Raw genomic sequence first — 26,842 nt, 5'->3', positions numbered from 1 at the left:
TTCTTTTTTATTAATTCTTATTCAATTTTACACTCCTTTTTAGGGGATTAATTAGGAGTATTCTTATATATACTAATTACTCTGCGTTATCTAAAAATTCTTTGAATCGTTCTGTGAACTTATCAAAAAAAGATTTAGGTTTTTTCGCTTTATGTTCCTTCTCTTCTTGAACTTCTTCTATAATTTCTTTTTCTTCCTCAATAGTTTCTTCTACTAACACCTCTGGTGTTTCTTCAATAACTACTTTTTCTTCTGCTTCTTTTTGTAAACCTTCCATTAACAATCCTACAGCTGTTGCAAATGCTGGACTCGATAATACTTCATCAGAATCTCCAGCTAAATGTTCATTAGGATATCCAATACGAACGTCCATTCCAGTAATATATTCTACCAACTGACGTAAATGTTTTAATTGAGCTCCACCTCCTGTTAATACAATACCTGCAATTAATTTTCCTTTTTGAGTTTCGTGTCCGTAGTTCTTAATTTCTAGATATACGTGTTCAATTATTTCTTGAACCCTTGCGTGAATTATTTTTGATAAATTTTTAAGTGTAATTTCTTTAGGTTCTCTTCCTCTTAACCCTGGAATCGAAACAATTTCTGTTTCTTTGTTTTCTCCTGGCCATGCTGAACCAAACTTTATTTTTAATAATTCTGCCTGTTTTTCAATTATTGAACAACCTTCTTTAATATCTTCTGTAATAACATTACCTCCAAAGGGAATAACTGCTGTATGACGAATAATTCCATCTTTAAATATTGCTAAATCTGTAGTTCCGCCACCTATATCAATTAGTGCTACTCCAGCTTCTTTTTCTTCTTGACTAAGCACTGCCGAAGCTGAGGCTAGTGGTTCAAGTGTAATATCTGAGAGAGTTAAACCTGCACTTTTAATACACCTTCCTACATTTCGAATGGAAGATACTTGACCTACTACAACATGGAAATTAGCTTCTAACCTTCCTCCATACATTCCTATAGGTTCTTTGATATCTGGCTGACTATCTACCTTGAATTCTTGTGGTAATACATGAATAATTTCTTCACCAGGTAACATAACCAATTTGTGTACCTGACTCACTAAATTTTCTATATCAGTTCTGTCAATTACCTCTTCTGATTTTTCTCTAGTTATATAGTCGCTATGATGTAAACTACGTATATGTTGTCCAGCAATACCTACAACAACATTTTCTATTTTATATCCCGAAATACTTTCTGCCTCTTCAGCTGCTTGCTGAATAGATTGAATTGTTTGCGTAATATTATTGACTACACCTCTTTTTACACCTAAACTTTTCGCTTTACCAATACCTAAAACTTCAAGCTTACCGTATTCGTTTTTACGACCAATCATGGCAACAATCTTGGTTGTACCAATATCTAAACCAACTGCTATTTTATTGTTCTCCATCTTGATTTTGTTTTGTGCACACAACTTGGTTGTGGTATTTTACATTTATAGCTTTGTAATTATTAATGGTTTTGTCTGTAAATGCTTTGTTATAAAATGCTGTTAGCTTTTTAAACTTTATTGAGGCATCTATTAACTCTCCAAAAATTATCTTATAGTCACCACTACGAACTGTAAATGTATATTCGCTTTGGGCGTCTCTTTCTATAGCAATAATTTCTTTAGCAAAAAAACTACTACTATTTATGGTTTTTATTAACGTTGTTAATTCTTTGATTTCTTCTGGCTCCCTCACTCCTAAAACTAATGGTACTCTTGCTGAAAAATTTGTAGATAACGGAATTTTAACCCCATACTTATCAACATAAAAAGATTTGTATTTATCAACAATTCTAGCTATCGGTGTTCGTTGTTTTATGGTAGTTTTTAACACCCCATCTATGGTTAAAAACACAGCTATTTTTTCAACATACGGGTTCGCCGAAACATTAGTTTCTAGAAAATGTAAATCTACCAATCTTTTTGGTTGGTTTTTAACAAATTCATCATTTTGTATTAACATTTTATCAACCATACTGTGTGTCAAAAAGTTATTATCTCCAGCAGCAAACTCTACTACCGTGCTTTTTACTTTTTTTGATCCATTTCTATTAGTTGTAAAACCATACAAAAACATCAAAAACATCAGCAGCAAGAAAAAAGATAAAAATGTTGCTAATTTTTTCATTCTATTTTTTATATTTTTCTTCTAATTTGTTTTTTACCTTATTAACTAATAAACCAATATCCCCTGCTCCCAACATTACTATAATTTTTGACTCTGACTTTATAATTTCGTCACTTAATTTTTCTTTAGAGATTAGTTTTTTAGCTTCAATGGTTATTTTCTCTAATAACCAACTTGAGGTAACTCCTTTTATCGGTAATTCTCTTGCTGGATAAATATCTAATAACAACACTTCATCAAACAACGATAATGCTTTAGCAAAATCATCTGCAAAATCCCTTGTTCTACTAAACAAGTGTGGTTGAAATACAGCTAATACCTTTTCTTTGGGATACATTTCTCTAACAGATTGCGCTACTGCTTTTATTTCAGTAGGATGATGCGCATAATCGTCAATTAGCACAACATCTTCTGTTTTTATCTTATACGAAAACCTACGTTGTACTCCTTTAAAACTTCCTAATTGCTTTTTAACTTTCTCTAAAGACACTCCATACACATCTGCAATAGCTAATGCTGCTAAAGCATTCATCATGTTATGATTTCCTGGTAAATGAAATGTTATATTTTTAATTTCTGATGTTGGTGTTTTTACATCAAAAACATATTTACCTTCTTCTATTTTTACATTATAGGCTTTATAGTCTGCTTCTTCATTAACAGCATATGTTAAACCTTTTAAAGGCAACCCTTTTGCGACAATTAAAGTATCAGAAACTTTGCTTGCAAAATCTCTAAATGATTGTTGTAAGAATTCGTTTTCTCCATAGATATCTAAATGATCAGCATCCATAGAGGTTACACAAGCAATATTGGGTGATAATTTTAAAAACGAACGGTCAAATTCATCGGCTTCAACAACAGAGATCCTATCTTCTCCTAAAATTAAATTAGAATCATAGTTTTCTGCAATACCTCCTAAAAACGAAGTTGCTTTCTCAGGTTGCATAATGTGTCCTAAAATTGAAGAAGTTGTTGTTTTTCCATGCGTTCCTGCTACAGCCAAACAAAAAGTATTCTTTGTAATTTCTCCCAGCACTTCTGCTCTTTTCAAGACGGTATATCCGTTGTCTTTAAAATAATTTAATTGTAAGTGATTTTTAGGAACTGCTGGTGTATATACCACCAATGTTTTTTCTTTATGTAAAAATGAAATTGGAATATTCTTTACTTCATCTTCAAAACTTACTTCAATTTCTATTTCTTCTAAACCTTTAGTGATAGGTGTTGGTGTTTTATCGTAGCCTGCAACTAATTTTCCATTGACAGAGAAATAGCGAGCTAAGGCACTCATTCCTATTCCGCCAATACCAATAAAATAAACGTTATGTATCGTTTTTAAATTCACTAACTAATTAATTTTTCTATTTCGTTAACGATATTACTTGTTGCATTTGGCAACGCTAACTCGTTAATGTTTTCACTTAAACTTTCTTGTTTCCCTTTGTCTTTTAATAAAGTTTCTAATACGACAGGAAAAGTATCTAATTCACTCTCTTTAACTACTAGAGCCCCATGTTTGTCGGCAATAAATTTTGCATTTTTTGTTTGATGGTCTTCTGCCACATTTGGTGATGGAATAAAAATAGTTGGCTTCCCTACTATACATAATTCCGATACTGAACTTGCTCCTGCTCTCGACACGATGAAATCTGCAGCTGCATAGGCTAAATCCATTCTATTCAAAAACTGATGCACTTGAACATTTTCTAATTCATCATACTTTTTATATTCTTCATAATACAGCTTACCACATTGCCATATCAATTGAACTTCTTGTTTTTTGAAGAAGTCTAAATTTTCTTCTACCAACTGATTTATTTTACGAGCACCAAGACTTCCTCCTAATATTAAAATTGTCTTTTTTGATGTATCTAATTCAAAAAACTCTTTTCCTTCTTCTATTTTCGTATGAATAAATAGTAAATCTTGACGAACTGGATTTCCCGTTTTTATTATTTTATCTTCAGAGAAAAAGCGTTCTAAATTATCATATGCAACACATATTTTCTGCGCTTTTTTTCCTAACAATCTATTTGTTATTCCTGGGTACGAGTTTTGTTCTTGAATTAAGGTCGGTATCCCTCTTCTATTAGCAATCATTAACGTTGGTCCACTTGCAAAGCCTCCAGTACCCACTGCAACATCTGGTTTAAATTTTCGTATAATTCTATATGCTTTCCATAAACTACTTAAGAGTTTAAAAGGAAACACTAAGTTCTTTAAAGTTAGTTTTCTTTGGATTCCTGAAATCCACAATCCTTTGATTTCATATCCTGCTTGTGGAACTTTTTCCATTTCCATTTTATCTTTTGCTCCTACGAACAAAATGTTAGCTTCTGGATAACGAACTTTTACTTCGTTAGCAATTGCTATTGCAGGATAAATATGACCTCCTGTACCTCCACCACTTATTATGATATTAATCGATTGTTTCATACAGTCTTTTTTATGTTAACAGTGTTGTATGTAACACTCATAATAGTTCCTACCCATACATCTGTATTTTTAGTCCAGCGTTTCATGTAAAATATCTAAAGGGTTATCATCTAAAATTGTTTCTTCAGTTTCGTTTTTAGAAGCACTTACACTTAAAATCATTCCTAATGCGAAACATGTCATCCAAATTGAGGTACCTCCACTACTAATTAGCGGGAGTGTTTGTCCTGTTACTGGTAAAATATTCACTGCTACCGCCATGTTAATCATTGCTTGAAAAACAATGGGAATTCCCACACCTACAACTAATAAAGTCGCAAATATGGTTGTAGCCTTTTTGGCAGTTATTAAGATTCTGAAAAGCAACAAGAAATAAATAAATATTACCACTATCGCTCCAGCAAAACCGTATTCTTCAACTATAATTGCATAGATAAAATCGGATGAGGATTGTGGTAAAAAGTTTTTCTGTACGCTTTTCCCTGGCCCTTTTCCTATTACTCCTCCTGTTGCAATTGCTATTTTGGCTTTTTCTACTTGGTAATCTTCTTCACCATCAGACTGAGAAAAGCTTTCAATTCTACTTTTCCATGTGTTTACACGATTGGGCATTGCATCTGGAAATGCTTTAGCTACTAAGATAAAAAACAAAAAAGCAAAAAGTCCTATTCCTAATATATATCCTATATATTTTAGTGGATACCCTCCAATAAACGAGACCATTAAAATCATAAAGAACACCATGGCTGTAGTTGAAAAATTAGCTGGTAATATTAACACCAATACTAAACCTACTGGAAGCCATAACTGCAACAAACTTTCCTTAAAAGAAATTATTTTTTCTTTATTTTTTGCCAAGTATCGAGCAACATATACCATCAATACCAAACCTGCCAATGTAGAGGTTTGAAATCCAATACCTACAAACGGAATACGAATCCATCTACTTGCATTTGCTCCTCCAATGGTAGTTCCTTGTGCTAAGGTAAAAACCAGCAGTAAAACAACTACAGGAAGCATTAATACAGAACCTCCACTAAAATATCTATATGGTATTTTATGTACTCCATAAATGACTGCAAAACCTGTAATTAATAATACAATATGTTTTACTAAATGCCCTAAGGTAGATCCATTTCCTACTACGTATACCAAATTGGTACTTGCACTGTATATTGGCATAAATGAAAATATTGCCAACATCGCAACTATAGCCCAAATGGCTCGGTCTCCTTTAATATGTCGAAAGATGTTTTTCATCAATCTTTAGTGTACTTTATATATTTCTTACAGCTTCTTTAAATTTTCTTCCTCTATCTTCATAGCTATCAAATAAATCAAAACTTGCACATGCTGGTGACAACAATACTGTATCTCCTTTTTGCGCTATTTTATAAGCTACTTTTACTGCTTCTTCTGCTCCAGCAGTTTCTACCATAACATCTACTACATTCGCAAAAGTGTCTATGATTTTTTGGTTATCTAACCCTAAACAAACTATTGCTTTTACTTTTTCTCTTACTAAAGGTAGTAAATCTGTATAATCATTTCCTTTATCAACCCCTCCTACAATCCAAACTGTTGGATTGTCCATACACTCCAACGCATAAAAGACCGCATTTACATTTGTAGCTTTACTATCGTTAATGAATTCAATTCCATTTACTTTTTGCACTTTTTCTAAACGATGTTCTACTCCTTCAAAATCAGACAAACTTTCTGCAATTGTTTCTTTTCTTACTTTCAATAACCTTGCTGCCATTGATGTAGCCATTGCATTTTTAGTGTTATGCTTTCCTTGTAATGTTAGCTCAGAAACCTTCATTAATTTTTCTTCTGTATTAAATTTCATTATTATCGTGTCTTGTCTTAAAAAAGCCCCGTACTCTAATTCTTTTTCCATTGAAAATGGCACTAGCGTTGCTTCTGTTTTGTTATTTTTTAACCAATTTTGAATTGCTTCGTCATCAGCATCATATATTAAAAAATCATCTTTCGTTTGATTTTTTGTAATTCTGAATTTTGAGTTTATATAGTTATCAAATTCATATTCATATCGATCTAAATGATCTGGTGTTATATTGGTGATTATTGCAATATGTGGTTTAAAATTTTCAATTCCATCTAACTGAAAACTGCTTAATTCCAATACATATTCGTCATACTTATCTTCAACCACTTGTTCAGCGAAGCTATCACCTATATTCCCTCCAACTCCCACATTTAAACCTGCTTTTTTTAACACATAATGTACCAGCATGGTTGTGGTTGTTTTTCCGTTTGAGCCTGTAATCCCCACAATAGTTGCTTCTGTAAACTGAGCAGCGAATTCTATTTCTGAAATCACTTTAATTCCTTTTGAAACTAACTTTTGCACAAGTACAACTTTTTCTGGAATCCCAGGGCTTTTCATTACCACATCAGCATTTAGAATTTTATCTTCTGTATGCTGATTTTCTTCAAAATCGATTGAATTATGTAAAAGAACTTTCTTATACCGCTCTGCTATACTTCCTTTATCTGAAACAAAAACTTCATATCCTTTTTGTTTTCCTAAAAGTGCCGTTCCTACACCACTTTCTCCTCCACCAAGCACAACTAATCTTTTCATTTTTAATTAATGATTTTAGATTTATTGATTGATGATTTACTTTTAACTGTTTTTATAGAAGCTACAATAATTGAAGTCAACTCGTTTGCCTCATTATGCAACCTTTTCAATTCTTCTTGATTATTTTCATGGATTGACATAAAAACCTCTAAAAAAAACATACTTTCATCTACTTCTTCTTCAACAATTTTTAATTTATGAATAAAGTCAGCTGAAGATTTTGCCCTACAAGCAGCTCTATAATTAGCTCCAACCGAACTAGAACATCTTATCAATTGTCTACAATATGCATCAAATTCTCTTGTTTTAGGATACTCTTTACATAACCTCCAACAATCAATAGCAAATTGTTTAGTTCTATTTTTAATCTGTTCTTTCATTCAGTCTTATATCTTAAATCACAACTCCAAAGTCTCCTTTATCTTAACTTCAATGTTACTATGGTAAATACCGCTAATAAAATTCCTACAATCCAAAAGCGTACTACAATTTTACTTTCGTGATAGTTTAATTTTTGATAATGATGGTGTAGAGGAGACATTTTAAAAATTCTTCTTCCTTCTCCAAACTTCTTCTTTGTGTATTTAAACCACGAAACTTGTAGTATTACCGATAAATTCTCAACCACAAATATTCCTGCTAAAACTGGCAGTAACAACTCTTTCCTTATGGCAATAGCTATTACAGCTATGATACCTCCAATAGTTAAACTTCCAGTATCGCCCATAAACACTTGTGCTGGATAAGTATTATACCATAGAAAACCGATTAAAGCTCCTGCAAACGCTAAAATGAAAACAGTCATTTCTCCAGACTTCGGAATGTACATTACATCTAAATAGTCTGCAAAAATGATGTTACCAGATACCCATGCAAAAATTGCCAGCGTTATTACCATAATTGCTGATGAACCTGCCGCTAATCCATCAATACCATCTGTTAAATTCGCACCGTTTGAAACTCCCGTAACGATAAAAACGGTAACAAAAATGAAGATTATCCATCCATATTTTTCATATCCATCTCCTAAGAAGCTTAATGCTTTTGCATAATCTAACTCGTTATTCTTTAAAAAAGGAACTGTTGTTTTTGTCGATTTATGAGCCTCACCAAACACTTTCTTTTTACCATCTACTTGCGCAACTTGTTCTGAAGTAGGCAGTTGTTCTTTGATGGTTACATCTTGATGAAAATACAGCATAGAACCTACGATTATACCTAATCCTACTTGTCCTAAAACCTTAAACTTTCCTTTTAATCCCGCTTTATCTTTTTTAAACACTTTTATATAATCATCCGCAAAACCAATAAGCCCCATCCAAACAGTCGTAATCAATAAAATAACGATATATATATTTTCTAGCTTTGCTAAAAATAACACAGGAATTAATGTTGCAAGGATTATAATTACACCTCCCATAGTTGGTGTTCCTGCTTTTTGTACTTGACCATCTAAACCTAAATCTCTTACTGTTTCACCTACTTGCTGCCTTCTTAAGTAGTTAATGATTTTTTTACCAAAAATGGTTGAAATCAACAGAGATAATATGAATGCCATTGCAGATCGAAATGTGATGAATTGAAACACACTTGCTCCTGTTAAGCTAAATTCACTTTCTAAATATTGAAATAAATAATACAGCATTCGTTAGTGTTTTTTTAGTTGATTAAAATAGCTGGTTACTTCTTCTAAATCATCAAAATGATGCCTAACACCATTTATTTCCTGGTAGGTTTCATGACCTTTTCCTGCAATAAGTACAATATCTCCTGAAGTTGCTAGTTTACAAGCTGTTTTTATAGCCTGTCTTCGGTCTACAATTGATAGTGTTTTTTTATAATTTTCTGCCGCAACTCCAGTTTCCATTTCATCAATTATCGATTGAGGGTCTTCTGTTCTAGGGTTATCTGAAGTAAAAACAACTTGATCACTTAATTGAGAAGCAATTAATGCCATTTTTGGACGCTTTGTTATATCTCTATCTCCACCACAACCAACAACTGTAATCACAGTTTCATTTCCTGTTCGGATATCATTAATAGTTTGTAATACATTTTTTAGTGCGTCTGGTGTATGTGCATAATCTACTATTGCTGTAACTCCCTCATCAGAAACTGTATATTGAAATCTTCCACTCACACTTTCCAACTCACTTACAATACGTAAAATTTCTATTTTCTCTAGTCCCAACAACTCTGCTACTCCATAAATAGCTAACAAGTTGTACGCATTAAATTCCCCTATTAACTTCGTCCAAACTTCTACTCCATTGATTGTTAACAAAGTTCCTGAAAGACGTTTTTCTAACACTTTTGCTTTAAAATCTCCGATTGTTTTAAGCGCATAAGTTTGTTTATTCGCCTTTGTGTTTTGCAACATTATTTGTCCGTTTTTATCATCTAAATTCACCAAAGCAAATGCTGTTTTTGGTAACGAATCAAAAAACGATTTTTTAACATCACGATACTCTGCAAATGTTTCATGATAATCTAAATGATCATGCGATAAGTTTGTAAACACTCCTCCTGCAAACTCTAAGCCTTCAGTACGTTTTTGATGTATTCCATGAGAACTTACCTCCATAAAACAATAATCAACTCCAGCTTCTACCATTTTTGATAAATACTGATTTATTGCTACTGAGTTTGGTGTTGTATGTGTTGCTTTATATTCTTCTTCATCAACCATTACTCTCACAGTTGATAACAACCCCACTTTATATCCTGCTTTTTTAAACAGTTGGTACAATAAACTTGCAATTGTAGTTTTACCATTTGTTCCTGTTACTCCTACTAACTGCAAGCTTTTTGACGGGTTGTTATAATAATTTGTTGCTATTATTGCTAATGCCGCATTAGAATCTTCTACTTTAACATAAGTAACCTCTTCATTTTTATTTTCTGGTAAAGACTCACAGATAATAGTCTTAGCACCTAACGATACTGCTTTCGCTATAAACTGATGCCCATCTACTGTCACTCCTTTTTGAGCTACAAAAACATCTTCTTCCTGCACTTGTCTACTATCAAACTGAATATTGCTTATATCAATATCAGTGTTCCCGTAAACTTCTTTTACCGCTACCTTATATAATATGTCTTTTAATTTCTTCAACTATGATAATTTTAAATATATCGTTGCACCTTTTGAGACTTTTTGCCCCCTATCTACGGACTGTTCTGTTACTTTTCCTACTCCTGAAAATTTAACTTTTAACCCCATATTCTCTAATAATGCAATTGCATCCATTCCACTCATACCTAAAACTTTAGGCATAATTGTTTTATACTTCCTTAGTTTTTGATAGTATTCTTGATACTCCCTTTCAAGAATCTCTTCTGAAATATCATCAGAAACAAGCTGATTATTAATTGCTGTTGACGTATAAATTTTTTGAGCTATTTCTTTAAATATAGGAGCAGCAACCGTAGCCCCGTAATATCCTTTTTCTTTTTTAGGACTATGAACTACTACAATGCAAGAGTATTTTGGTTCATCTGCGGGAAAGAAACCTGCAAAAGAAGCCACATACTTTTGATTTGAATAATATCCTCCTTCATATTCTCCCTTAGCATTTTTAGTTCTAGGAATGTATTTTTTTGCCGTTCCTGTTTTTCCTGCCATAGAAAAGTTTGGTGAATAAATTCCTTTACCTGTTCCGTATTTTATAGTATTTTCCATCACTTTTCGTACTTTATCTAAGGTTTCTTGTGATGCTATTTTTTCTTTTACTACTTCTGTTCCAAAGCTTTCTTCAACTTTACCTCCTACTCTTAGCTCTTTTACAAAATATGGCTTTACCAACTTTCCGTCATTTGCGACTGCATTGTAAAACGCTAGTGTTTGTAACGGCGTAAGAGAAACCCCATAACCCCAAGCCATCCACTCTAATGAAATAGGGCTCCAACTTTTCTCTGTTGGTTCTGGTATATAAGGCTTTCCTTCTCCTTTGATTTTAACACCTGTTAATTGATCCAACCCAAAAGACTTAATTCTATCCGTGAATTTTTTAGGATTTTTATCGTAGTACTTTTGTATTGTTTTCACAATTCCAACATTTGAAGAAACCTCAAATACCCTTCCTAATGATATTTTTCCGTACCCTCCTCTTTTACTATCTTCTACTTTACGATTATTAATATAAATTCTTCCTTTTTCACAATCTACGACAGTTGAAGTATCTACAACTTTATCTTCTAAAGCCACCATTAAGCTAGCTAACTTAAAAGTTGACCCAGGCTCGTGACTCTCCCAAACAGCATAGTTTCTTTTTTCGTAATACCTCCCTTTAGAAGTCCTCCCTAAATTAGAAATCGCTTTAATCTCTCCTGTTTCCACTTCCATCACTACAGCACAACCATGATCTGCTTCAAAATACTCCATCTGTCTTAACAGAGCATGATGCGTTATATCTTGAACGTTTACATCTATTGTAGTAATTACATCACTTCCATCTACAGGCTCCTTCTCATTCACATCATTAATAGGTTTCCATTGCCCTTTAGCTATCTTTTGTTTTAAACGCCAACCGTTTTCACCTTGCATATAATCCGCAAAAGCACCTTCAATTCCTGCCCCACCTCTGTAATCATCGTAACCAATTGTACGTTCAGCTATTTTTCCTATTGGGTGAACTCTCACTGTTTTTTGTTCCGCGATAAAGCCTCCTCGATACACCCCTCTATTAAAAATGGGAAAGCTTTTCATTTTCACATAATCATTATATCCTACATTACGGGCTATTAACAAATATCGGTTTCTACGTTTTTTTGCATTACGCAACTTCTTTTGATAGTAACTAGCTGATTCCCCTAACAATCCAGAAAGCGACTCAGAAAGTGCTCGGATATTTTTTTCAAAAATCTCAGAATCTACCGCCACCACATCCATTCGAATGGTAAATTTTGACATAGAGGTTGCTAACAAATTTCCATCTGCCGCATACACATTTCCCCTATTTGCAAAAATAGTATCGTTTTTAACTGTTTCTTCTTCAGAAAGATTCCTATACTTATCTCCTTCTACATATTGAAGTTTAAAAAGTCTAAAAATGATAACTACAAAGAAAAGCGTCATTAAAACAACAATCACGTAGAGTTTGTTTAATATGCCTTTTTTTACTACCATTTTATATTACTCTTTATTATATGTTACTTTTATTTTTTGGGGCGGTTTTTTTGCAGGGTACAACCCTTTGTTTTTTACTTTATCTCGAATACTACTCTCTAACTTCATTCGCATTAATTGAGTACTCGTGTCCACATCTTCAGCCCGCAACTCTCTTTTCTTCTTATTAAGCACTGCTATTTGCACCACTTTTGCATCGGCACTATGCGAACTATAGATCATCACTAATAGCAAAACAACTGTAAAAATCAAAATTCGCCAATTCTTAAACGAGCTTTCATCCGTAAGAAAACTACCTCTTAAAAGATCGTATATACCCTTTCTTACTATTGACATTACTTTAATGTTGCTATTCTTAGTTTCGCACTACGTGCTCTATTATTTTCTTTTATCTCCTCTTTTGTTGGCACAATCATTTTACCAACTTTTTTAAGTGGTTCACTGGTATTACCATAAAAATCTTTTTCTGGTTCACCACTAAACAATCCGGTCCTTATAAATCGTTTCACCAACCTATCTTCCAAAGAATGATATGAAATCACACTCAATCTACCTTCTTCATTTAACAAGTCTGGGATTTGCTGCAAAAATTCTTTCAACACCTCCAACTCCTGATTCACTTCTATTCGTATTGCTTGAAAAATTTGCGCTAGTATTTTATGTTCTTTTGCTTTCGGAAGAAATTTTTGCAACACTTCTTTTAACTCAAAGCTCGTTTTAATTTCTCTATCAACTCTTGCCTCAACAATAGTTTTCGCCAAGGTTCGCGCATTCCGCAATTCTCCATACAAAAACAACACATCCGCCAAATCTTCCTCACTATAGGTATTGATTATTTTTTTTCCTGATAATTCAGATTTCTGATCCATTCGCATATCCAAATCTGCATCAAAACGAGTAGAAAAACCTCTTTCCACTTCATCAAACTGATGTGAAGACACTCCTAAATCAGCCAGCACCCCATCTACTTTCCTAACACCATAAAAGCGCAAAAACCTCGATATGAATCGAAAATTCTCTCCAATCAACACAAAACGCGGATCGTCAATTTTATTTTGTTGCGCATCAGGATCTTGATCAAAAGCAAACAATCTTCCTTTTTCACCTAATCGACTTAATATTTCTCTAGAATGCCCCCCTCCTCCAAAGGTAACATCCACATAAACTCCATCTTCCTTTATACTAAGTGCATCAACACTTTCTTTCAATAAAACTGGATTATGATAACTCATCTGCTTCCGTATTACCCATTACTTCTTCTGCTAACTCAGCAAAATCAACAACAGCATCATCAATTACTTTTTCGTACTTATCCTTATCCCAAATTTCAATAATATTCACTGCAGAAGAGAGCACCACTTGCTTTTCAATACCCGCAAACTGACATAAATCTTTCGGAATCAAGACTCTCCCTGAAGCATCTACATCCACCATTTTCACACCGGCAGTAAACCTTCTGATAAAATCATTATTTTTCTTTACAAATCGATTTAGTTTATTGATTTTTGCCATTACCAGATTCCATTCTTGCATTGGATACAACTCCAGACAAGACTGAAAAACAGAACGTTTAATCACAAACCCCTCTTGCAACACAGAAGACAATTGCTTCTTGAACGCTGACGACATCATCAACCTCCCTTTAGCATCTACCTTGCACTCATATGTTCCAATTAAACTTACCACGTAAAGAATCTATAGTTTGCATCAAAAATAAAAAATATTTACCACTTTTTACCACTTTTTACCACTTTGTTGATAAGTTTTACTTCTGGAGATAAAAAACTCAAAATAAACCACTTAAAAGACTCGCCTACACAGTAAATAATAAAAATGAAAAAGTGATAAAAAAGAACTACATTTGTGGTTAAGTCAAATCAAAAACATATATGACTGAATTTTTAAAGAAAGAAGACAAATTTACATATGCTGAAGCAGGAGAAGGAAGCCCAATTATCATTCTTCACGGGTTAATGGGAGCTCTTAGTAATTTTGGTTCCACTTTTAATCATCTTTCAAAAAAAGGATATCAAGTTTTTATACCAGAGTTACCCTTATACACATTACCCCTCCTTAAAACTAATGTAAAAAATTTAGCCAAGTTTTTACATGATTTCATAGAGTATAAAGGGCTTAAAAATGTTACTCTATTAGGAAATTCTCTAGGCGGACATATAGCTTTATACTATACAAAACACTATTCTGAAGATGTTAAAGCATTAGTTTTAACTGGTAGCTCAGGTTTGTACGAAAACTCAATGGGTGATAGCTACCCTAAGAGAGGAGACAAAGAGTTTGTTAGAAAAAAAGCGCAAGATGTTTTTTACGATAAAGCTATTGCTACAGACGAACTTGTTGATCAAGTGTACGATGTTATAAATGATAGAAATACATTGATTAGAACACTAGCTATTGCTAAAAGTGCCATTCGTCATAACATGGCTAAAGATTTACCCAACATGAAACAACCTACCTGTTTAATTTGGGGAAAACAAGACAGTGTTACTCCACCTGAAGTTGCTGAAGACTTCAAAAAACTTTTACCTGATGCCGATTTATTCTGGATTGACAAATGCGGACATGCAGCTATGATGGAAACACCAGAAGAATTTAATAAAATTTTAGAAGGGTGGCTTTCTAAACGCGAAATATAACAGCTAAACTAGCTTAATTATAGTATGAAAATAAAATCTGCTGAATTTGTAATGAGTAACAGCAATGTTACCAAGGCTCCTAAAGACAGAATACCTGAGTACGCTTTTATAGGTCGATCAAATGTCGGAAAATCTTCATTAATCAATATGTTGATGGAGCGTAAAGATTTGGCAAAAACCTCTGGTAAACCAGGGAAGACACAACTTATCAACCATTTTAAAATTAATGACGAATGGTTTTTAGTAGATCTTCCTGGATATGGTTATGCACAGGTTTCTAAAAAAAAGCGTCAAATTTTTCAATTTTTTATTGAAAACTATTTTAAAGAACGTGAACAGCTGGTTTGTACTTTTGTTTTAATCGATTCTCGCCACGATCCACAAAAAATAGATTTGGAATTCATGCAGTTTTTAGGTGAAAACCGCATTCCGTTTTGTATTGTTTTTACCAAAGCTGATAAACTAGGGAGCTCTAAACTCAACAAACAAGTTACCACTTACAAAAAGAAATTATTAAATTACTGGGAGGAATTACCAATTTCTTTTGTTACCTCATCTTCTACAGGGATGGGGCGAGATGAGTTTTTAAACTTTATTGATCAAGTTAACGAAGATGTAGCGGAGAATTTTAAATAATTTTCACCATACCTTAAGGGAAGTATTAATAATGCACTCTATAAAAGAAAACTTACAAGTTTTACATGAAGACAATCACATTATAGTGATTAATAAGCGGGCTGGTGATATAGTGCAAGGTGACAAAACAGGCGACAAACCACTTTTAGATGTTGTTAAAGAATATATTAAAGATAAATACAACAAACCTGGAAACGTATTTTTAGGAACCGTTCACAGGCTAGATCGCCCTACTACAGGTATCGTTATCTACGCACGTACTTCAAAAGCCTTAGAACGACTAAATAAAATGTTACGTGACAAAACCATTAAAAAAACATACTGGGCAGTGGTTCAACAGCAACCTAAAAAAGCAACCGATACCTTAACAAATTACTTAAAAAAGAATCCAAAAAATAACAAATCGACCGCTTACACTAAAGAGGTTAACGGAAGTAAAAAAGCTATACTTCACTACAAAACGCTTAAAAAACTAGATAATTATTCATTATTAGAGGTCGACTTGGAAACTGGACGTCACCATCAAATTCGCGTACAGCTTTCTAACATTGGCTCTACTATAAAAGGAGATTTAAAATACGGTGCTAAAAGAAGCAACAAAGACGGAAGTATTCATTTACATGCTCGAAAAATTCAATTTACACACCCTGTTAGCAAAGAACCTATTAAGGTTACCGCTCCAACTCCTTCTGACCCCGTTTGGGATGCTTGTTTGTAATTTGTATATTTAGACAAATTTCACCCAAGATGAAAGCTCTTAAATTTTTAACGATTTTAACACTCCCTATCACTGTTTACATTTCGTTTACAAATATGGGATGGTTAACACTTTTACCTTTACTTGTTTTCTTCGGCTTAGTTCCTCTTCTCGAATTACTTTTTAAACCTGATAAAAATAATTTCAATAAAGAACAAGAAGCGCAAGAAAAAGTAAATAGACTCTACACCTATATTCTATACGCAATGGTACCTATTCAATTAGTTTTCCTAGTGTGGTTTTTATCGATAATGAAAGACACACAATTAACTATCTTAGAATATATAGGAAAAATCTCAGCTATGGGCTTGCTATGTGGCGTTATTGGTATTAATGTTGGGCATGAGTTAGGACATAGAAACAACCGTTTTGATGAGCTTTTAGGAGAAATTTTACTACTAACTTCATTAAACACCCACTTTCTACCCTACCATAATGCAGGACATCATTTTAATGTAGCCACTCCAAAAGACGCCGCAACTGCAAGAAGAAATGAAATTGTTTACCTGTTTTGGATTCGTTCTCATTTTCAAAGCTATTATCAAGCTTGGGAAGTGGAAAATACACGTTTAAAAAATTCAGAAAGAAGCTGGTTTCACTTACAAAATAGAATGCTCATTTACACACTCTGTAACATTCTTTTATTAGCTGGTATTTTCTTTTTATTCGGATTAAAAGCATTACTAGCTTTTATCACCGCTGCTGTTTTTGGAATTTTATTACTTGAAACTGTAAACTATATAGAACATTATGGACTACTACGTAAACAGAATGAAAAAGGTCGTTATGAGCGTGTAAAAAGAACGCATTCATGGAATTCTGATCACAGAATTGGTATGTTAATGTTGTTTAATTTATCCCGTCACTCCGACCATCACTATAACGGAAGCAAACATTATCAGCTCTTAAAATCATTACCAGAAAGTCCACAAATGCCAACAGGATACCCGGGTATGATGCTGGTAGCCTTGGTTCCTCCATTATGGTTTTCAATAATGAATAAAAAAATACAAGACTTATAGCTTATGAATATTCCCGAATTGGTTCAGTCGCAAAAAAACTATTTTGCTACTCAACAAACCAAAGATATTTCTTTTAGAAAAAGTACCTTAAAAAGATTACAAAAAGAACTTGTTGCAAGAGAAAAAGACATCATAAAAGCACTACATGATGACTTTAAAAAACCAGAATACGAAGCAGTAATGACCGAAACTTCTATTGTTTCGGCTGAATTAAAAATGGCTATAAAAAATATACACTCTTGGAGTAAACCTCAACGTGTATTACCGTCGTTACTAAATTTTCCGTCCTCTGCAAAAATTTATAAAGAACCTTACGGAACTGTACTTATCATTGCTCCTTGGAATTACCCGTATCAACTAGCATTCGCACCATTATTAGGTGCTATTGCAGCAGGTAATACTGTAGTATTAAAACCTTCGGAACTGACACCGCATACAAGTAAAATTACCAAAGAAATTATTGAAGCTGTATTTGATAAAAACCATGTAGCTGTGGTTGAAGGTGGCGTAGATGTTTCTACTGAATTGTTAGCACAACGTTGGGATTATATTTTCTTTACAGGCAGTGTTCCTGTTGGTAAAATTGTCGCCAAAGCCGCTGCTAATAATTTAACTCCTGTTACCCTAGAACTTGGAGGAAAAAGTCCATGTATTGTTGACGAAACTGCCAATATTAAATTGACTGCAAAACGTTTGGTTTGGGGAAAATTCATTAACGGTGGGCAAACTTGTATTGCTCCTGATTATTTATTGATACACAAATCAGTAAAAGAGCAATTTATACAACAATTTAAAGATGAAATTTTTAGAACTTACGGAAAAACCCCTCAAAACTCTCCAGATTTTCCACGTATTGTTAACACTCGTAATTTTGATCGTTTAGCTTTGATGCTAGAAAATGAAAAGTGTGTGATTGGCGGACAAACTGATAGAGACGATTGCTACATTGCTCCTACATTAATTGACGAACCTGATTTAGATAGTGAAGTCATGAAAGGTGAGATTTTCGGACCTATTTTCCCGCTAATCTCTTACGAAAATGAAGCTGACATTGAAAAAATCACTACTAAATACGACAAACCTCTGGCTTTATATGTGTTCACCAATAGAAATTCATTTGCTAAAAAGATGATTCAACGTTATTCATTTGGAGGCGGAACCATAAACGATACCACTGTACATTTTGCTAATCATAGGTTACCTTTTGGTGGCGTTGGTGAAAGTGGCATAGGTGCTTATCATGGAAAGAAAACTTTTGATACGTTTTCTCATCATAAAGGAGTGGTTTCTCGCGGTACTTGGTTGGATGTTCCTACTCGATATGCTCCATACAAAGGAAAACTACAACAATTAAAAACCTTAATGAAACTGGGATAGTTTTGTTAGATAAAAGACAATCAGACACAAGAATCAAGACACCATAATAAATGACTGAAAAAACAGTATCAGAAGCAGTTAACTATCGTCGTTCAGTAAGAGTATATGACCCTGAAAAACCGATAGACACTGCTGTTGTAAAAAAATGTTTAGAGCAAGCTAGTTTAGCTCCTACCAGTAGCAATATGCAACTATGGGAGTTTTATCATATCACTGATAAAGAAATTATAAAAAAAATGGCTCCATTATGCTTTAATCAAAATGCAGCTAAAACTGCTCAGCAACTAGTGGTTTTTGTGACTCGTAAAGATTTGTGGCGTAAAAGAGCCAAAGCTAACTTAGCTTTGATGGATGAAGTTTTTGGTAAAAACAATCCGAAATCAGAACAACGAAGTAGAGAAAAAGTAGCGCGTAACTACTACGGAAAATTGATTCCGTTTACCTACTTTGACATCTTCGGAATTGTTGGTTATCTTAAATACTTAATGATTCTTATTATTGGACTTTTCCGACCTATTTACCGTGAAGTTCGCAATAGTGATATGCGCATAGTTGCACATAAAACCTGTGGATTAGCAGCACAAACATTCATGCTCTCAATGGCAGCTGAAGGTTACGACACTTGCCCTATGGAAGGTTCTGATACTTGGCGTGTAAAACGCTTGTTAGGGCTACCTTTTGGTTCAGAAATTAATATGATTGTTTCTTGTGGTATTCGTAAACCAGAAGGTGTATATGGAGAACGTTTTAGAATTCCTTTTAAAGAGGTTTATAGGAAAGTATAAAAACCTGGATAGTATTAAAAAAATATATCAAATTTCATGAATAGTCCAAAATTTATAAAGTATACTACTGATTTGTTATGAAATTTATATTTTCTATTTATTATTTTTTCACCTTTTTTACTCATACTGTCACAAGCAGGATGCTCGCGCTAGTGGGGAGCTTCTATGAACATAAAGTAAGTAGTATGTGTATAATATTTATAGGTTTGGGCAACCCCTAAAAAACTATATAACATAAGTATTACAAATAATCTCTTTTTTACTTTTCCTTAATTCTATTAAAACCATACAAAAACAGTATCTTAAAAAATGAAGTTTCTTACACCTCTTTAATGATACTATTTACCAATTGATCAGCCATTCTTGTAGTTTCTGGCAATCTATAATGCGGAGTTAATTTATTTAATAATTCTATAGCTGTATTTAAACTGACTTTATGTCCTATTGAAACAAACATAGGCTTAATGTCTGTTTGAGTCCTTAAAACTGCACCTATGATATTATTATCTAGTTTTAAAAACTTATAACTTCCTTTAATGTTACCTAACTCTTCTTTATTATAAACTCCTATCAACTTTTTTTTAGCACAACCAATTGTGGGTTTATCGAGCTCTATTCCCAGATGAGTAGCCATACCTATACCTTTTGGGTGTGCAATCCCTTGAGCATCACAAACTATAATATCTGGCTTTATTTGCAACTTAAAGTAAGCTTCTTTTATTGCCGGAATTTCACGAAAAGAGAATAACCCAGGTACATATGGAAATTTAATTTTCATAATGTGAAATGCTTCATCAATAACTTCTAAGGTTTCAATATTTAAAACTACAACAGCACCTACCATTAACTCTTTATCTTCATTATAAGCTACATCTACACCTGCAACGTATCTAATATTTTTTGGTAATTCATCAACCTTTATTACCTGCTCCTTCATTTTATCTTGTAACTCAATATATTCTGAATAATCACTATTATTTTCGACCATAATACTAAACTTCTGTTTCTATAAATACTATATGAGTTCTATCATCTAAACTTTTATTTACCAAATTTTCTGCTAAAAGTAAAGGGTAAGGTAATAAGTCTTCATTATTTTCTATTTGTAGTAATTTATAAGACCATTTACATGCTGTTTCTAAACTAATTTTATGACCAATTGAAATGAAGATAGGTTTTTCATTAGTCTTTACCCTAAATACATTACCTACTATTTTCCCTCTCCATACTATTTCTTTTGAACTCCCTGCTTCATTATCTAAATTTTCATAAATTCCCAAAACTCTATCACGAGCACAACCTATAGAAGGTAAGTCTAATTCAACCCCCAAATGTGTTGCTAATCCAACATGCCTAGGATGTGCAATTCCATGACCTTTACATAAAATTAAATCAGGGGTAATAGTAATTTTTGCAAAAGCTTTTAATAGCATAGGAACTTCTCTGTAAGAGAATAAGTCATTGCAGTAGTTAAATAAAATATCTTGACTTACAATTTGTTCTTCAATAACCCTACATTTTTCTAAATCGTAAAGTATGACAGAACCTACCATTTTTAAATCAAGTTCATCATAACCTACATCTACTGCTGCTATATATCTTATTTCTGATTCTTTTAAACAATCTTTTTTTATAGTTCTTTTCTGAATCTCACTTTGAAGATTGTAATAAGGGATTATATTTCTATCGCCAGAATAGCATGGTGCTGTATCGGGGTCTTTAAAATCTTGCCATTCTTCGAACATCACCTTGTTATTATAAATATTTCTATCCCCATTATGAATTAAAGCTCCCATCTCATAGACTGAATAATCTAATTCAGGTTTCTCTCTCCCATAACCAATTGAATATCCATTCTCTAACCAACCAGTATTAAAAGTTAAATAGCTTATATATTTTTCATCTTCTCGTTTTGATATTATTAACTCTGTTTCTCCCTTGATATAATAATATTTTTTTAACCGGTAGAATCCATATTCTGTCTTAACTCTTTCAATTAAAACCCCAGAAAATAATTCTCCCTCTACTGTTAATTGTTCGTCTGTCTCGTTACCTTCTACAGGATATCTGTCCACTACATCTTTCCGCTTATACCAGTAATATTGCTTTTCTTCTTCCATCTTGTTCTTATTTACTTCCTATTACATTAACTCCTTGTGTTAAATAAAAACAACAAGGACAACGCTGCATAATTTTTCCCTTAACGTTACCACCTATTTATACAACTTATATTGTATTTTATTTTCTATAAGTTTTCATGATTTTTTAATCTTTTCTATAATTTCATCTGTTAATAGTGGTTGTTCCCATATTCCATGAATATAGGTAAGAAAAGGGTCTGTTTGATCTTTTGCTCTTTCTGGGTATGCTAATGGATATCTTATAAATGAAATAATTAAGTACTCATTATTATCATTGTCCTCTAGAAACTTAAAATTTATATATGGTTCATCATCTATATTTTTTTCTCCTATTTCATTATAATATTCTTTGGGTATTGAAAGTGATTTATTACCATCAGTTTCTTTACACATTAATCCATAATTATTAGCTAAAAACAACACTTCTTCTTCGTTAAACTTCAACTGTGAATAATAATCATTTTGATATAAAACTCCATCATATTTTCTTTCTTTAGATGGAATAGCATTATGGAATCTAAAATTCGATACTATTATTTTTTTTGAATCTGTATTTTTAAATTCTATGCTAGGTCGTTCTAATTCTCTTTGTAAAACAGTTTCTCCTTTAAAGATTTTTTCTCTTGTGTACGGATTCCAAGTGGAGTAGAAAAATTTATCTATTAACTTCATATAGTTGATATTAATATTACCTATTTGGATTTTTAATTTTTTCTATAATTTTATCTGTTAGGAGAGGAGCTTCCCAAATACCGTGAATATAAGTTATAGGTTCTCCATAATAGTCCCACATTCTACTATTTTTTTGATTTTCATTTTCAAATCGGTTAAAATCAATTATCAAATATTCTTTGTTATCATGTTCTATGAAAGTAAGTTCTGCTGAATTCTTGTACAACTTATTTAGTTTTTCGTTTGTCGAAGCCAAGTAAAAACTACCATCTAAAGTATTTTCTTTGGTAATTAGTTCAACATCATAAGTTACTGCTAAAAAATTCATTTCTTTTTCTGTGAGATATGAATCACTAAATCGCATTTGAAATATCCCCATATTTTTCCAGTCAGAAGTATCAATTAGCTTTCTTTCTGAATTTAAAAATTTAATAGTAGGATACCTTAACTCCTCTTTTATTTTTCTAACTCCTATATATTTTTTCTCTTTACTACCTAGATTATATTCCCAATATTCAAACTCTTTAATTACTTGCATTAATCACATTTTTTAAGATTACCCATAATATCATCTACTTTTTTACTCACGTCTTCAGTAATCTTTTTCCATTTACCATTCACCCCGCTGGCGCAAGCGTCGCGCTTGTGCTGTCTACAACGTTATAAAATTAACATATCTTCTTTTTTCTTTAACTACTTCTACTTATGATACCGTCACCAGCAAGATACTCGACTATCACATAAACAATTGTACTACTTCGGTAAAAACACCAATTTATTTTTACTCTTCTTTATAGCTGCCTCATTAAGGCTCATTTTTACAAACTCACCATCTACATATTTTTGTGCTTGGTCTTTGTAATACGGACTAAACACATTTCCTGATTGTCCTGTAGGTAAAATAGCAATACTATTTTCAACATCAGAAAAATCGATAACCCTACGTGTTGAAGGTCCTGCATGAATTCTATACACTCCTGTACTATCCAACTTAAAAATTTGGTTGTTAATCACCTCGTTTCCTCCAATAGTTTCATATGGACCAACATTAAATAACTTTCGTAATAAACCACCTGCTTTGCCAATGGCATGTTCGTATTCCACTGAAATTACGCGATTCCACGTCCAATTTTCTACATTTTCTCCCAATTGATTTTGTAAAAACGTGATGGATTTTTGAAAAGCTGTGGTAATTATTTCATTTCTAGTTTCAACTTTATCTATCGTTGAAATATTATCCCACCAAACAGATTGCTCTCTTTTCGCTTGCTCTGCTAACATCTGATCTTGCAATTGTGAATCAATAAATAACTGAAAGCTTTTTCCTAACTCATCTTTAAAAGTCGCAGTTAAAAACTCATATAAAAATCGATTATAAATAGTCGGAGCTACGTTGGTTTTTAAATACTCTCCATCCCACTTTTCTAACACTGAATATGCTTTTTTAGCTGAAGGAGATAGTGACGATTTATCTACACTTGCTAACAATTCTCTCCCAATTTCTGGAACTACAGGTGAGGTTACATCATAAATCATTTCAGCTACATCCTCTTTCGTAAAATCGTTTTTAGATTCTAATAACTGAACAATTCGTTTTGCTCTATCTTCTGGTTGGTAATATCCCGGATATAACTTACCTCTCACGGAATCAGGTTGATTATTGGCAGAATACACATAATTCCAACTAGGGTTTTCCGCTTGCGGATTTTCTTTAAAATCTAAATATTCTACAATTTCATCCTTCCCAGAAGTTCCATTTAAGTACGTTTTAGAAGACAAACTATCTCTTAATTGATATAATTTAGCCGATGCAAACCAACCTACATTCCCTTTCTTATCTCCATACATTACATTTAATCCTGGTGCATGAATTTTGGCGGTTCCTGTTTTAAAGTCTTGTAACGAATTTGCATGCGACATTTTATGTGATGCTTCTAATAATTGATTAGGCAGTTGCGTATAAATCCAGTTCATTGCAATTGGTCTTTCATCTGTTACATGCTCTATTAATCCGTTCATAATCGGGCCATGTTTACTAACTTTCACTTGATATGTAGTATCTTTTCCTCCTTTAACCTTTATACGTTTGTCCCATAACTCATATTTCTGGTATCCATTAGGTGTTTTGTACTCCATTGAATTTTCTGGATTGTTTTCTTCTATATAAAAGTTCAAATCGTCATTTGCTAACATTGTTAATCCGTAAGCATACTCTTTATTGTGTCCTAACAACGGAAATGGCATCAAAGCCAGATTAAATCCGTAGATTTCAAAGTCTGGAGTTTTTATATGATTCTGATACCAAACCGATGGTTGAGAAAATGCGATATGTGGATCGTTCGCAAAAATTACCTTACCGTTTTTGGCTTTAGGTGGTGCAATTACCCAAGAGTTACTTCCTATAAAAGGTGCAACTGGCAACTGATCTACAATCTTGCTTACCGCTATAGACATCTCTGCTTTAATTGTACCTTTATTAGTTGTCTTATTCAGTGTTAAATTTTTATCGAAAGAATTCAACAACTCATTTACATAAGACTCACCTAACTTTTCTTTTACTTCAGTTAACAACGGATCAGTTTTATGGGCAATTGCAAAACTAAATGCCATATAACCAAAAACATTATACACATCTTTAATTGTATAATTTTCTTTATCCAATCCTACTAAATAAAATTCTAAGGGCGTTGCTCCTTCTTCTATGAACTGATTAACCCCATTTAAATATGCTTCCGTTAATTTATACGTTTCTGAATTTTTATCTAATTCTTGAATTGTTTTTTCAGCAGCTTCTTCAATTCCTAATCCAGAGAAAAATTTATCGACTCTTACCAAATCTTTTCCAAAAACTTCTGCTAATCTTCCAGCTGAAATTCTTCTGATAAGCTCCATTTGCCACAATCTATCTTGTGCATGTACATATCCTAAAGCAGTATAAGCATCTAGTTGATTTTGCGCGTTGATATGCGGCACTCCAACCTCATCATAATAGACTGTAACTTTATCTGAAATTGAGTTAAGTTCTAACTCTCCTTTATAAGTTGGATGCAGAGTTTTTGTAAATAGCCAAATTCCAACACTTAATAACACTAAAAGTAGCAGAACAATTTTTAAAGACTTTTTTAATAACTTCATTAGGGATGATTTTCTTCAAAGATAACAGATTTATTTATTGTTCCTCTTTTTGGGTAAATAGTGTAATTTTTACACACTTCTACTCTTTACTTATACACTTTTTACACATAAAGCTATTATCTGCCCAAACCTAAAAAAACAATATACTATTAAAAATCAACACGTTAAAGTTTTTAAAGGTTTAATTAAAGTCGATGGCATATTTATTTCTATACAATAAACAAATATGTAAATAACTTAAAAACTTAATATCATGAAAAATTTAATTTTAGCAGTAGCGATTTTAGCAGGAGCTTCAACTTATGCAACAGTAAATAATACTCTTACACCTATTACTCCAACTCATACAGTTGTAAAGAACGGATTTCAAGAAATATCTTTAGATAAGTTACCTTCAGCTGTAGTGAATGCTGTAAAAGAGAGTTTCCCTAAAGGTACACTAGGAAAAGCTTTTGTAAACAGTAAAGAACAATACAAGTTAGAAATTTCTTTAGAAAATGGCAACAAAACCGTTTTCGCCGACAAAGACGGAAACTGGTTAGACGCTAAAGAGGTAAAGTAAACACATAAATTTCCCTTGTAGTATTACAACAATTAATAATTATAACTTAAAAACTTAATATCATGAAAAAATTAATCTTAGCAGTAGCAATTTTAACAGGTGTTTCAACTTATGCAACAGTAAATAACACTCTTACACCTATTATTCCAATTCATACAGTTGTAGAGAACGGATTTCAAGAAATATCTTTAGATAAATTACCTTCAGCTGTAGTGAATGCTGTAAAAGAGAGTTTTCCTAAAGGTACACTAGGAAAAGCTTTTGTAAACAGTAAAGAACAATACAAGTTAGAAATTTCTTTAGAAAATGGTAACAAAACCGTTTTCGCCGACAAAGACGGAAACTGGTTAGACGCTAAAGAGGTAAAGTAAACACATAAATTTCCCTTGTAGTATTACAACAATTAATAATTATAACTTAAAAACTTAATATCATGAAAAAATTAATCTTAGCAGTAGCAATTTTAACAGGTGTTTCAACTTACGCAACAGTAAACAACACTCTTACACCTATTACTCCAATTCATACAGTTGTAGCTGATGGATTCCAAGAAATATCTTTAGATAAATTACCAGCAGCGTTGGTTAACTCTATTAAAGAAAGTTTCCCTAAGGCTACCTTAAGTAAAGCTTTTATTAATGAAAAAGAGCAGTACAAACTAGAGGTTAGTGAAGGAAGCACCAAGAAGACTATTTACATTGATAAAGAAGGTAATTTGTTAAATGAAAAAGAAGTAAACAATACTAAAAAGTAATTTTTTTATTTCCCTCCTCAATTTT

General features: G+C 32.7%; 27 protein-coding genes. 9 read left to right on the top strand and 18 right to left on the bottom strand.

Going from position 1 to position 26,842, the window contains the following annotated elements:
• Positions 1–76: 76 nt before the first annotated feature.
• The 13 genes from ftsA to mraZ form a co-directional block, all read right to left on the bottom strand.
• Positions 77–1,417: a cell division protein FtsA gene (gene ftsA / locus ACXIHB_RS12725; RefSeq protein WP_047790372.1), complete on the bottom strand. Its 1,341-nt coding sequence runs from the start codon at positions 1,415–1,417 to the stop codon at positions 77–79.
• The gene (locus ACXIHB_RS12720) at positions 1,404–2,144 is read right to left on the bottom strand and encodes a cell division protein FtsQ/DivIB (protein WP_047790371.1); all 741 of its coding nucleotides are present in this window, start codon (positions 2,142–2,144) and stop codon (positions 1,404–1,406) included. Before ACXIHB_RS12720 ends, ftsA begins: the two co-directional genes overlap by 14 nt.
• A 1-nt stretch (position 2,145) precedes the next feature.
• On the bottom strand, positions 2,146–3,492 hold the full coding sequence (gene murC, locus ACXIHB_RS12715) for a UDP-N-acetylmuramate--L-alanine ligase (RefSeq protein ID WP_462098387.1): 1,347 nt from the start codon (positions 3,490–3,492) through the stop codon (positions 2,146–2,148).
• A complete protein-coding gene (gene murG, locus ACXIHB_RS12710) occupies positions 3,492–4,583 on the bottom strand; it encodes an undecaprenyldiphospho-muramoylpentapeptide beta-N-acetylglucosaminyltransferase (protein ID WP_462098386.1) in 1,092 nt (363 codons plus the stop codon). Before murG ends, murC begins: the two co-directional genes overlap by 1 nt.
• A gap of 69 nt (positions 4,584–4,652) precedes the next feature.
• Positions 4,653–5,843, bottom strand: a complete 1,191-nt coding sequence (locus tag ACXIHB_RS12705) for an FtsW/RodA/SpoVE family cell cycle protein (RefSeq protein ID WP_047790368.1) — start codon at positions 5,841–5,843, stop codon at positions 4,653–4,655.
• A gap of 16 nt (positions 5,844–5,859) precedes the next feature.
• Entirely contained in the window at positions 5,860–7,194 is a 1,335-nt protein-coding gene (murD, locus tag ACXIHB_RS12700; RefSeq protein WP_047790367.1) for a UDP-N-acetylmuramoyl-L-alanine--D-glutamate ligase, read from the bottom strand.
• A gap of 2 nt (positions 7,195–7,196) precedes the next feature.
• Positions 7,197–7,574 carry a four helix bundle protein gene (locus ACXIHB_RS12695; RefSeq protein ID WP_047790366.1) on the bottom strand — a complete coding sequence of 126 codons (378 nt, stop codon included), beginning with the start codon at positions 7,572–7,574 and terminating at the stop codon, positions 7,197–7,199.
• Between the two features lie 38 nt (positions 7,575–7,612).
• Positions 7,613–8,839, bottom strand: coding sequence for a phospho-N-acetylmuramoyl-pentapeptide-transferase (gene mraY, locus ACXIHB_RS12690; RefSeq protein ID WP_047790365.1), 1,227 nt, complete (start codon positions 8,837–8,839; stop codon positions 7,613–7,615).
• Between the two features lie 3 nt (positions 8,840–8,842).
• Complete coding sequence (locus tag ACXIHB_RS12685) at positions 8,843–10,309, bottom strand: UDP-N-acetylmuramoyl-L-alanyl-D-glutamate--2,6-diaminopimelate ligase (protein WP_047790364.1); 1,467 nt, start codon at positions 10,307–10,309, stop codon at positions 8,843–8,845.
• A complete protein-coding gene (locus tag ACXIHB_RS12680) occupies positions 10,310–12,322 on the bottom strand; it encodes a penicillin-binding protein (RefSeq protein WP_462098385.1) in 2,013 nt (670 codons plus the stop codon).
• A 6-nt stretch (positions 12,323–12,328) separates the two neighbouring features.
• Positions 12,329–12,658 carry an FtsL-like putative cell division protein gene (locus ACXIHB_RS12675; protein ID WP_047790362.1) on the bottom strand — a complete coding sequence of 110 codons (330 nt, stop codon included), beginning with the start codon at positions 12,656–12,658 and terminating at the stop codon, positions 12,329–12,331.
• Positions 12,658–13,554: a 16S rRNA (cytosine(1402)-N(4))-methyltransferase RsmH gene (gene rsmH / locus ACXIHB_RS12670; RefSeq protein WP_462098384.1), complete on the bottom strand. Its 897-nt coding sequence runs from the start codon at positions 13,552–13,554 to the stop codon at positions 12,658–12,660. The genes ACXIHB_RS12675 and rsmH overlap by 1 nt, the downstream gene beginning before the upstream one ends.
• On the bottom strand, positions 13,541–14,008 hold the full coding sequence (gene mraZ / locus ACXIHB_RS12665; RefSeq protein ID WP_159494756.1) for a division/cell wall cluster transcriptional repressor MraZ: 468 nt from the start codon (positions 14,006–14,008) through the stop codon (positions 13,541–13,543). Before mraZ ends, rsmH begins: the two co-directional genes overlap by 14 nt.
• Before the next feature lie 203 nt (positions 14,009–14,211).
• Between mraZ and ACXIHB_RS12660 the strand changes: the two genes are divergently transcribed.
• The 6 genes from ACXIHB_RS12660 to ACXIHB_RS12635 are packed head-to-tail and all read left to right on the top strand — an operon-like array spanning position 14,212 to position 19,553.
• The gene (locus ACXIHB_RS12660) at positions 14,212–14,976 is read left to right on the top strand and encodes an alpha/beta fold hydrolase (protein ID WP_073184256.1); all 765 of its coding nucleotides are present in this window, start codon (positions 14,212–14,214) and stop codon (positions 14,974–14,976) included.
• A gap of 24 nt (positions 14,977–15,000) precedes the next feature.
• On the top strand, positions 15,001–15,612 hold the full coding sequence (gene yihA, locus ACXIHB_RS12655) for a ribosome biogenesis GTP-binding protein YihA/YsxC (RefSeq protein ID WP_462098383.1): 612 nt from the start codon (positions 15,001–15,003) through the stop codon (positions 15,610–15,612).
• A gap of 31 nt (positions 15,613–15,643) precedes the next feature.
• Positions 15,644–16,330, top strand: coding sequence for an RluA family pseudouridine synthase (locus ACXIHB_RS12650; protein ID WP_047790357.1), 687 nt, complete (start codon positions 15,644–15,646; stop codon positions 16,328–16,330).
• A 29-nt stretch (positions 16,331–16,359) separates the two neighbouring features.
• On the top strand, positions 16,360–17,391 hold the full coding sequence (locus ACXIHB_RS12645; RefSeq protein ID WP_462098382.1) for an alkane 1-monooxygenase: 1,032 nt from the start codon (positions 16,360–16,362) through the stop codon (positions 17,389–17,391).
• A gap of 3 nt (positions 17,392–17,394) precedes the next feature.
• Positions 17,395–18,768: an aldehyde dehydrogenase gene (locus ACXIHB_RS12640; protein WP_462098381.1), complete on the top strand. Its 1,374-nt coding sequence runs from the start codon at positions 17,395–17,397 to the stop codon at positions 18,766–18,768.
• Between the two features lie 50 nt (positions 18,769–18,818).
• Positions 18,819–19,553: a nitroreductase family protein gene (locus tag ACXIHB_RS12635; RefSeq protein ID WP_462098380.1), complete on the top strand. Its 735-nt coding sequence runs from the start codon at positions 18,819–18,821 to the stop codon at positions 19,551–19,553.
• Between the two features lie 319 nt (positions 19,554–19,872).
• On the opposite strand, the gene nfi is transcribed toward ACXIHB_RS12635, so the two are convergent.
• From nfi to ACXIHB_RS12610, 5 genes are all read right to left on the bottom strand, one after another.
• Positions 19,873–20,541: a deoxyribonuclease V gene (nfi, locus tag ACXIHB_RS12630; protein WP_462098379.1), complete on the bottom strand. Its 669-nt coding sequence runs from the start codon at positions 20,539–20,541 to the stop codon at positions 19,873–19,875.
• 4 nt (positions 20,542–20,545) lie between these two features.
• On the bottom strand, positions 20,546–21,673 hold the full coding sequence (locus ACXIHB_RS12625) for an endonuclease V (RefSeq protein WP_462098378.1): 1,128 nt from the start codon (positions 21,671–21,673) through the stop codon (positions 20,546–20,548).
• 135 nt (positions 21,674–21,808) lie between these two features.
• Positions 21,809–22,366, bottom strand: a complete 558-nt coding sequence (locus ACXIHB_RS12620; protein WP_462098377.1) for a hypothetical protein — start codon at positions 22,364–22,366, stop codon at positions 21,809–21,811.
• Positions 22,367–22,382: 16 nt separating this feature from the next.
• Positions 22,383–22,904 carry a hypothetical protein gene (locus tag ACXIHB_RS12615; RefSeq protein ID WP_462098376.1) on the bottom strand — a complete coding sequence of 174 codons (522 nt, stop codon included), beginning with the start codon at positions 22,902–22,904 and terminating at the stop codon, positions 22,383–22,385.
• A gap of 215 nt (positions 22,905–23,119) precedes the next feature.
• Positions 23,120–25,501, bottom strand: coding sequence for a penicillin acylase family protein (locus tag ACXIHB_RS12610; protein WP_462098375.1), 2,382 nt, complete (start codon positions 25,499–25,501; stop codon positions 23,120–23,122).
• A gap of 253 nt (positions 25,502–25,754) precedes the next feature.
• Here ACXIHB_RS12610 and ACXIHB_RS12605 point away from each other — a divergent pair, with 253 nt between their 5' ends.
• From ACXIHB_RS12605 to ACXIHB_RS12595, 3 genes are all read left to right on the top strand, one after another.
• Positions 25,755–26,063, top strand: a complete 309-nt coding sequence (locus ACXIHB_RS12605; protein WP_073184241.1) for a PepSY-like domain-containing protein — start codon at positions 25,755–25,757, stop codon at positions 26,061–26,063.
• A gap of 62 nt (positions 26,064–26,125) precedes the next feature.
• Positions 26,126–26,434 (top strand): PepSY-like domain-containing protein, encoded by a 309-nt coding sequence (locus ACXIHB_RS12600; RefSeq protein WP_462098374.1) that lies wholly within the window; start codon positions 26,126–26,128, stop codon positions 26,432–26,434.
• A gap of 62 nt (positions 26,435–26,496) precedes the next feature.
• Positions 26,497–26,817, top strand: a complete 321-nt coding sequence (locus ACXIHB_RS12595) for a hypothetical protein (RefSeq protein ID WP_047790858.1) — start codon at positions 26,497–26,499, stop codon at positions 26,815–26,817.
• Positions 26,818–26,842: the final 25 nt, after the last annotated feature.

This window comes from Tenacibaculum sp. IMCC1 (assembly GCF_054906355.1).
This window is presented reverse-complemented; position numbering and strand designations above follow the sequence as displayed.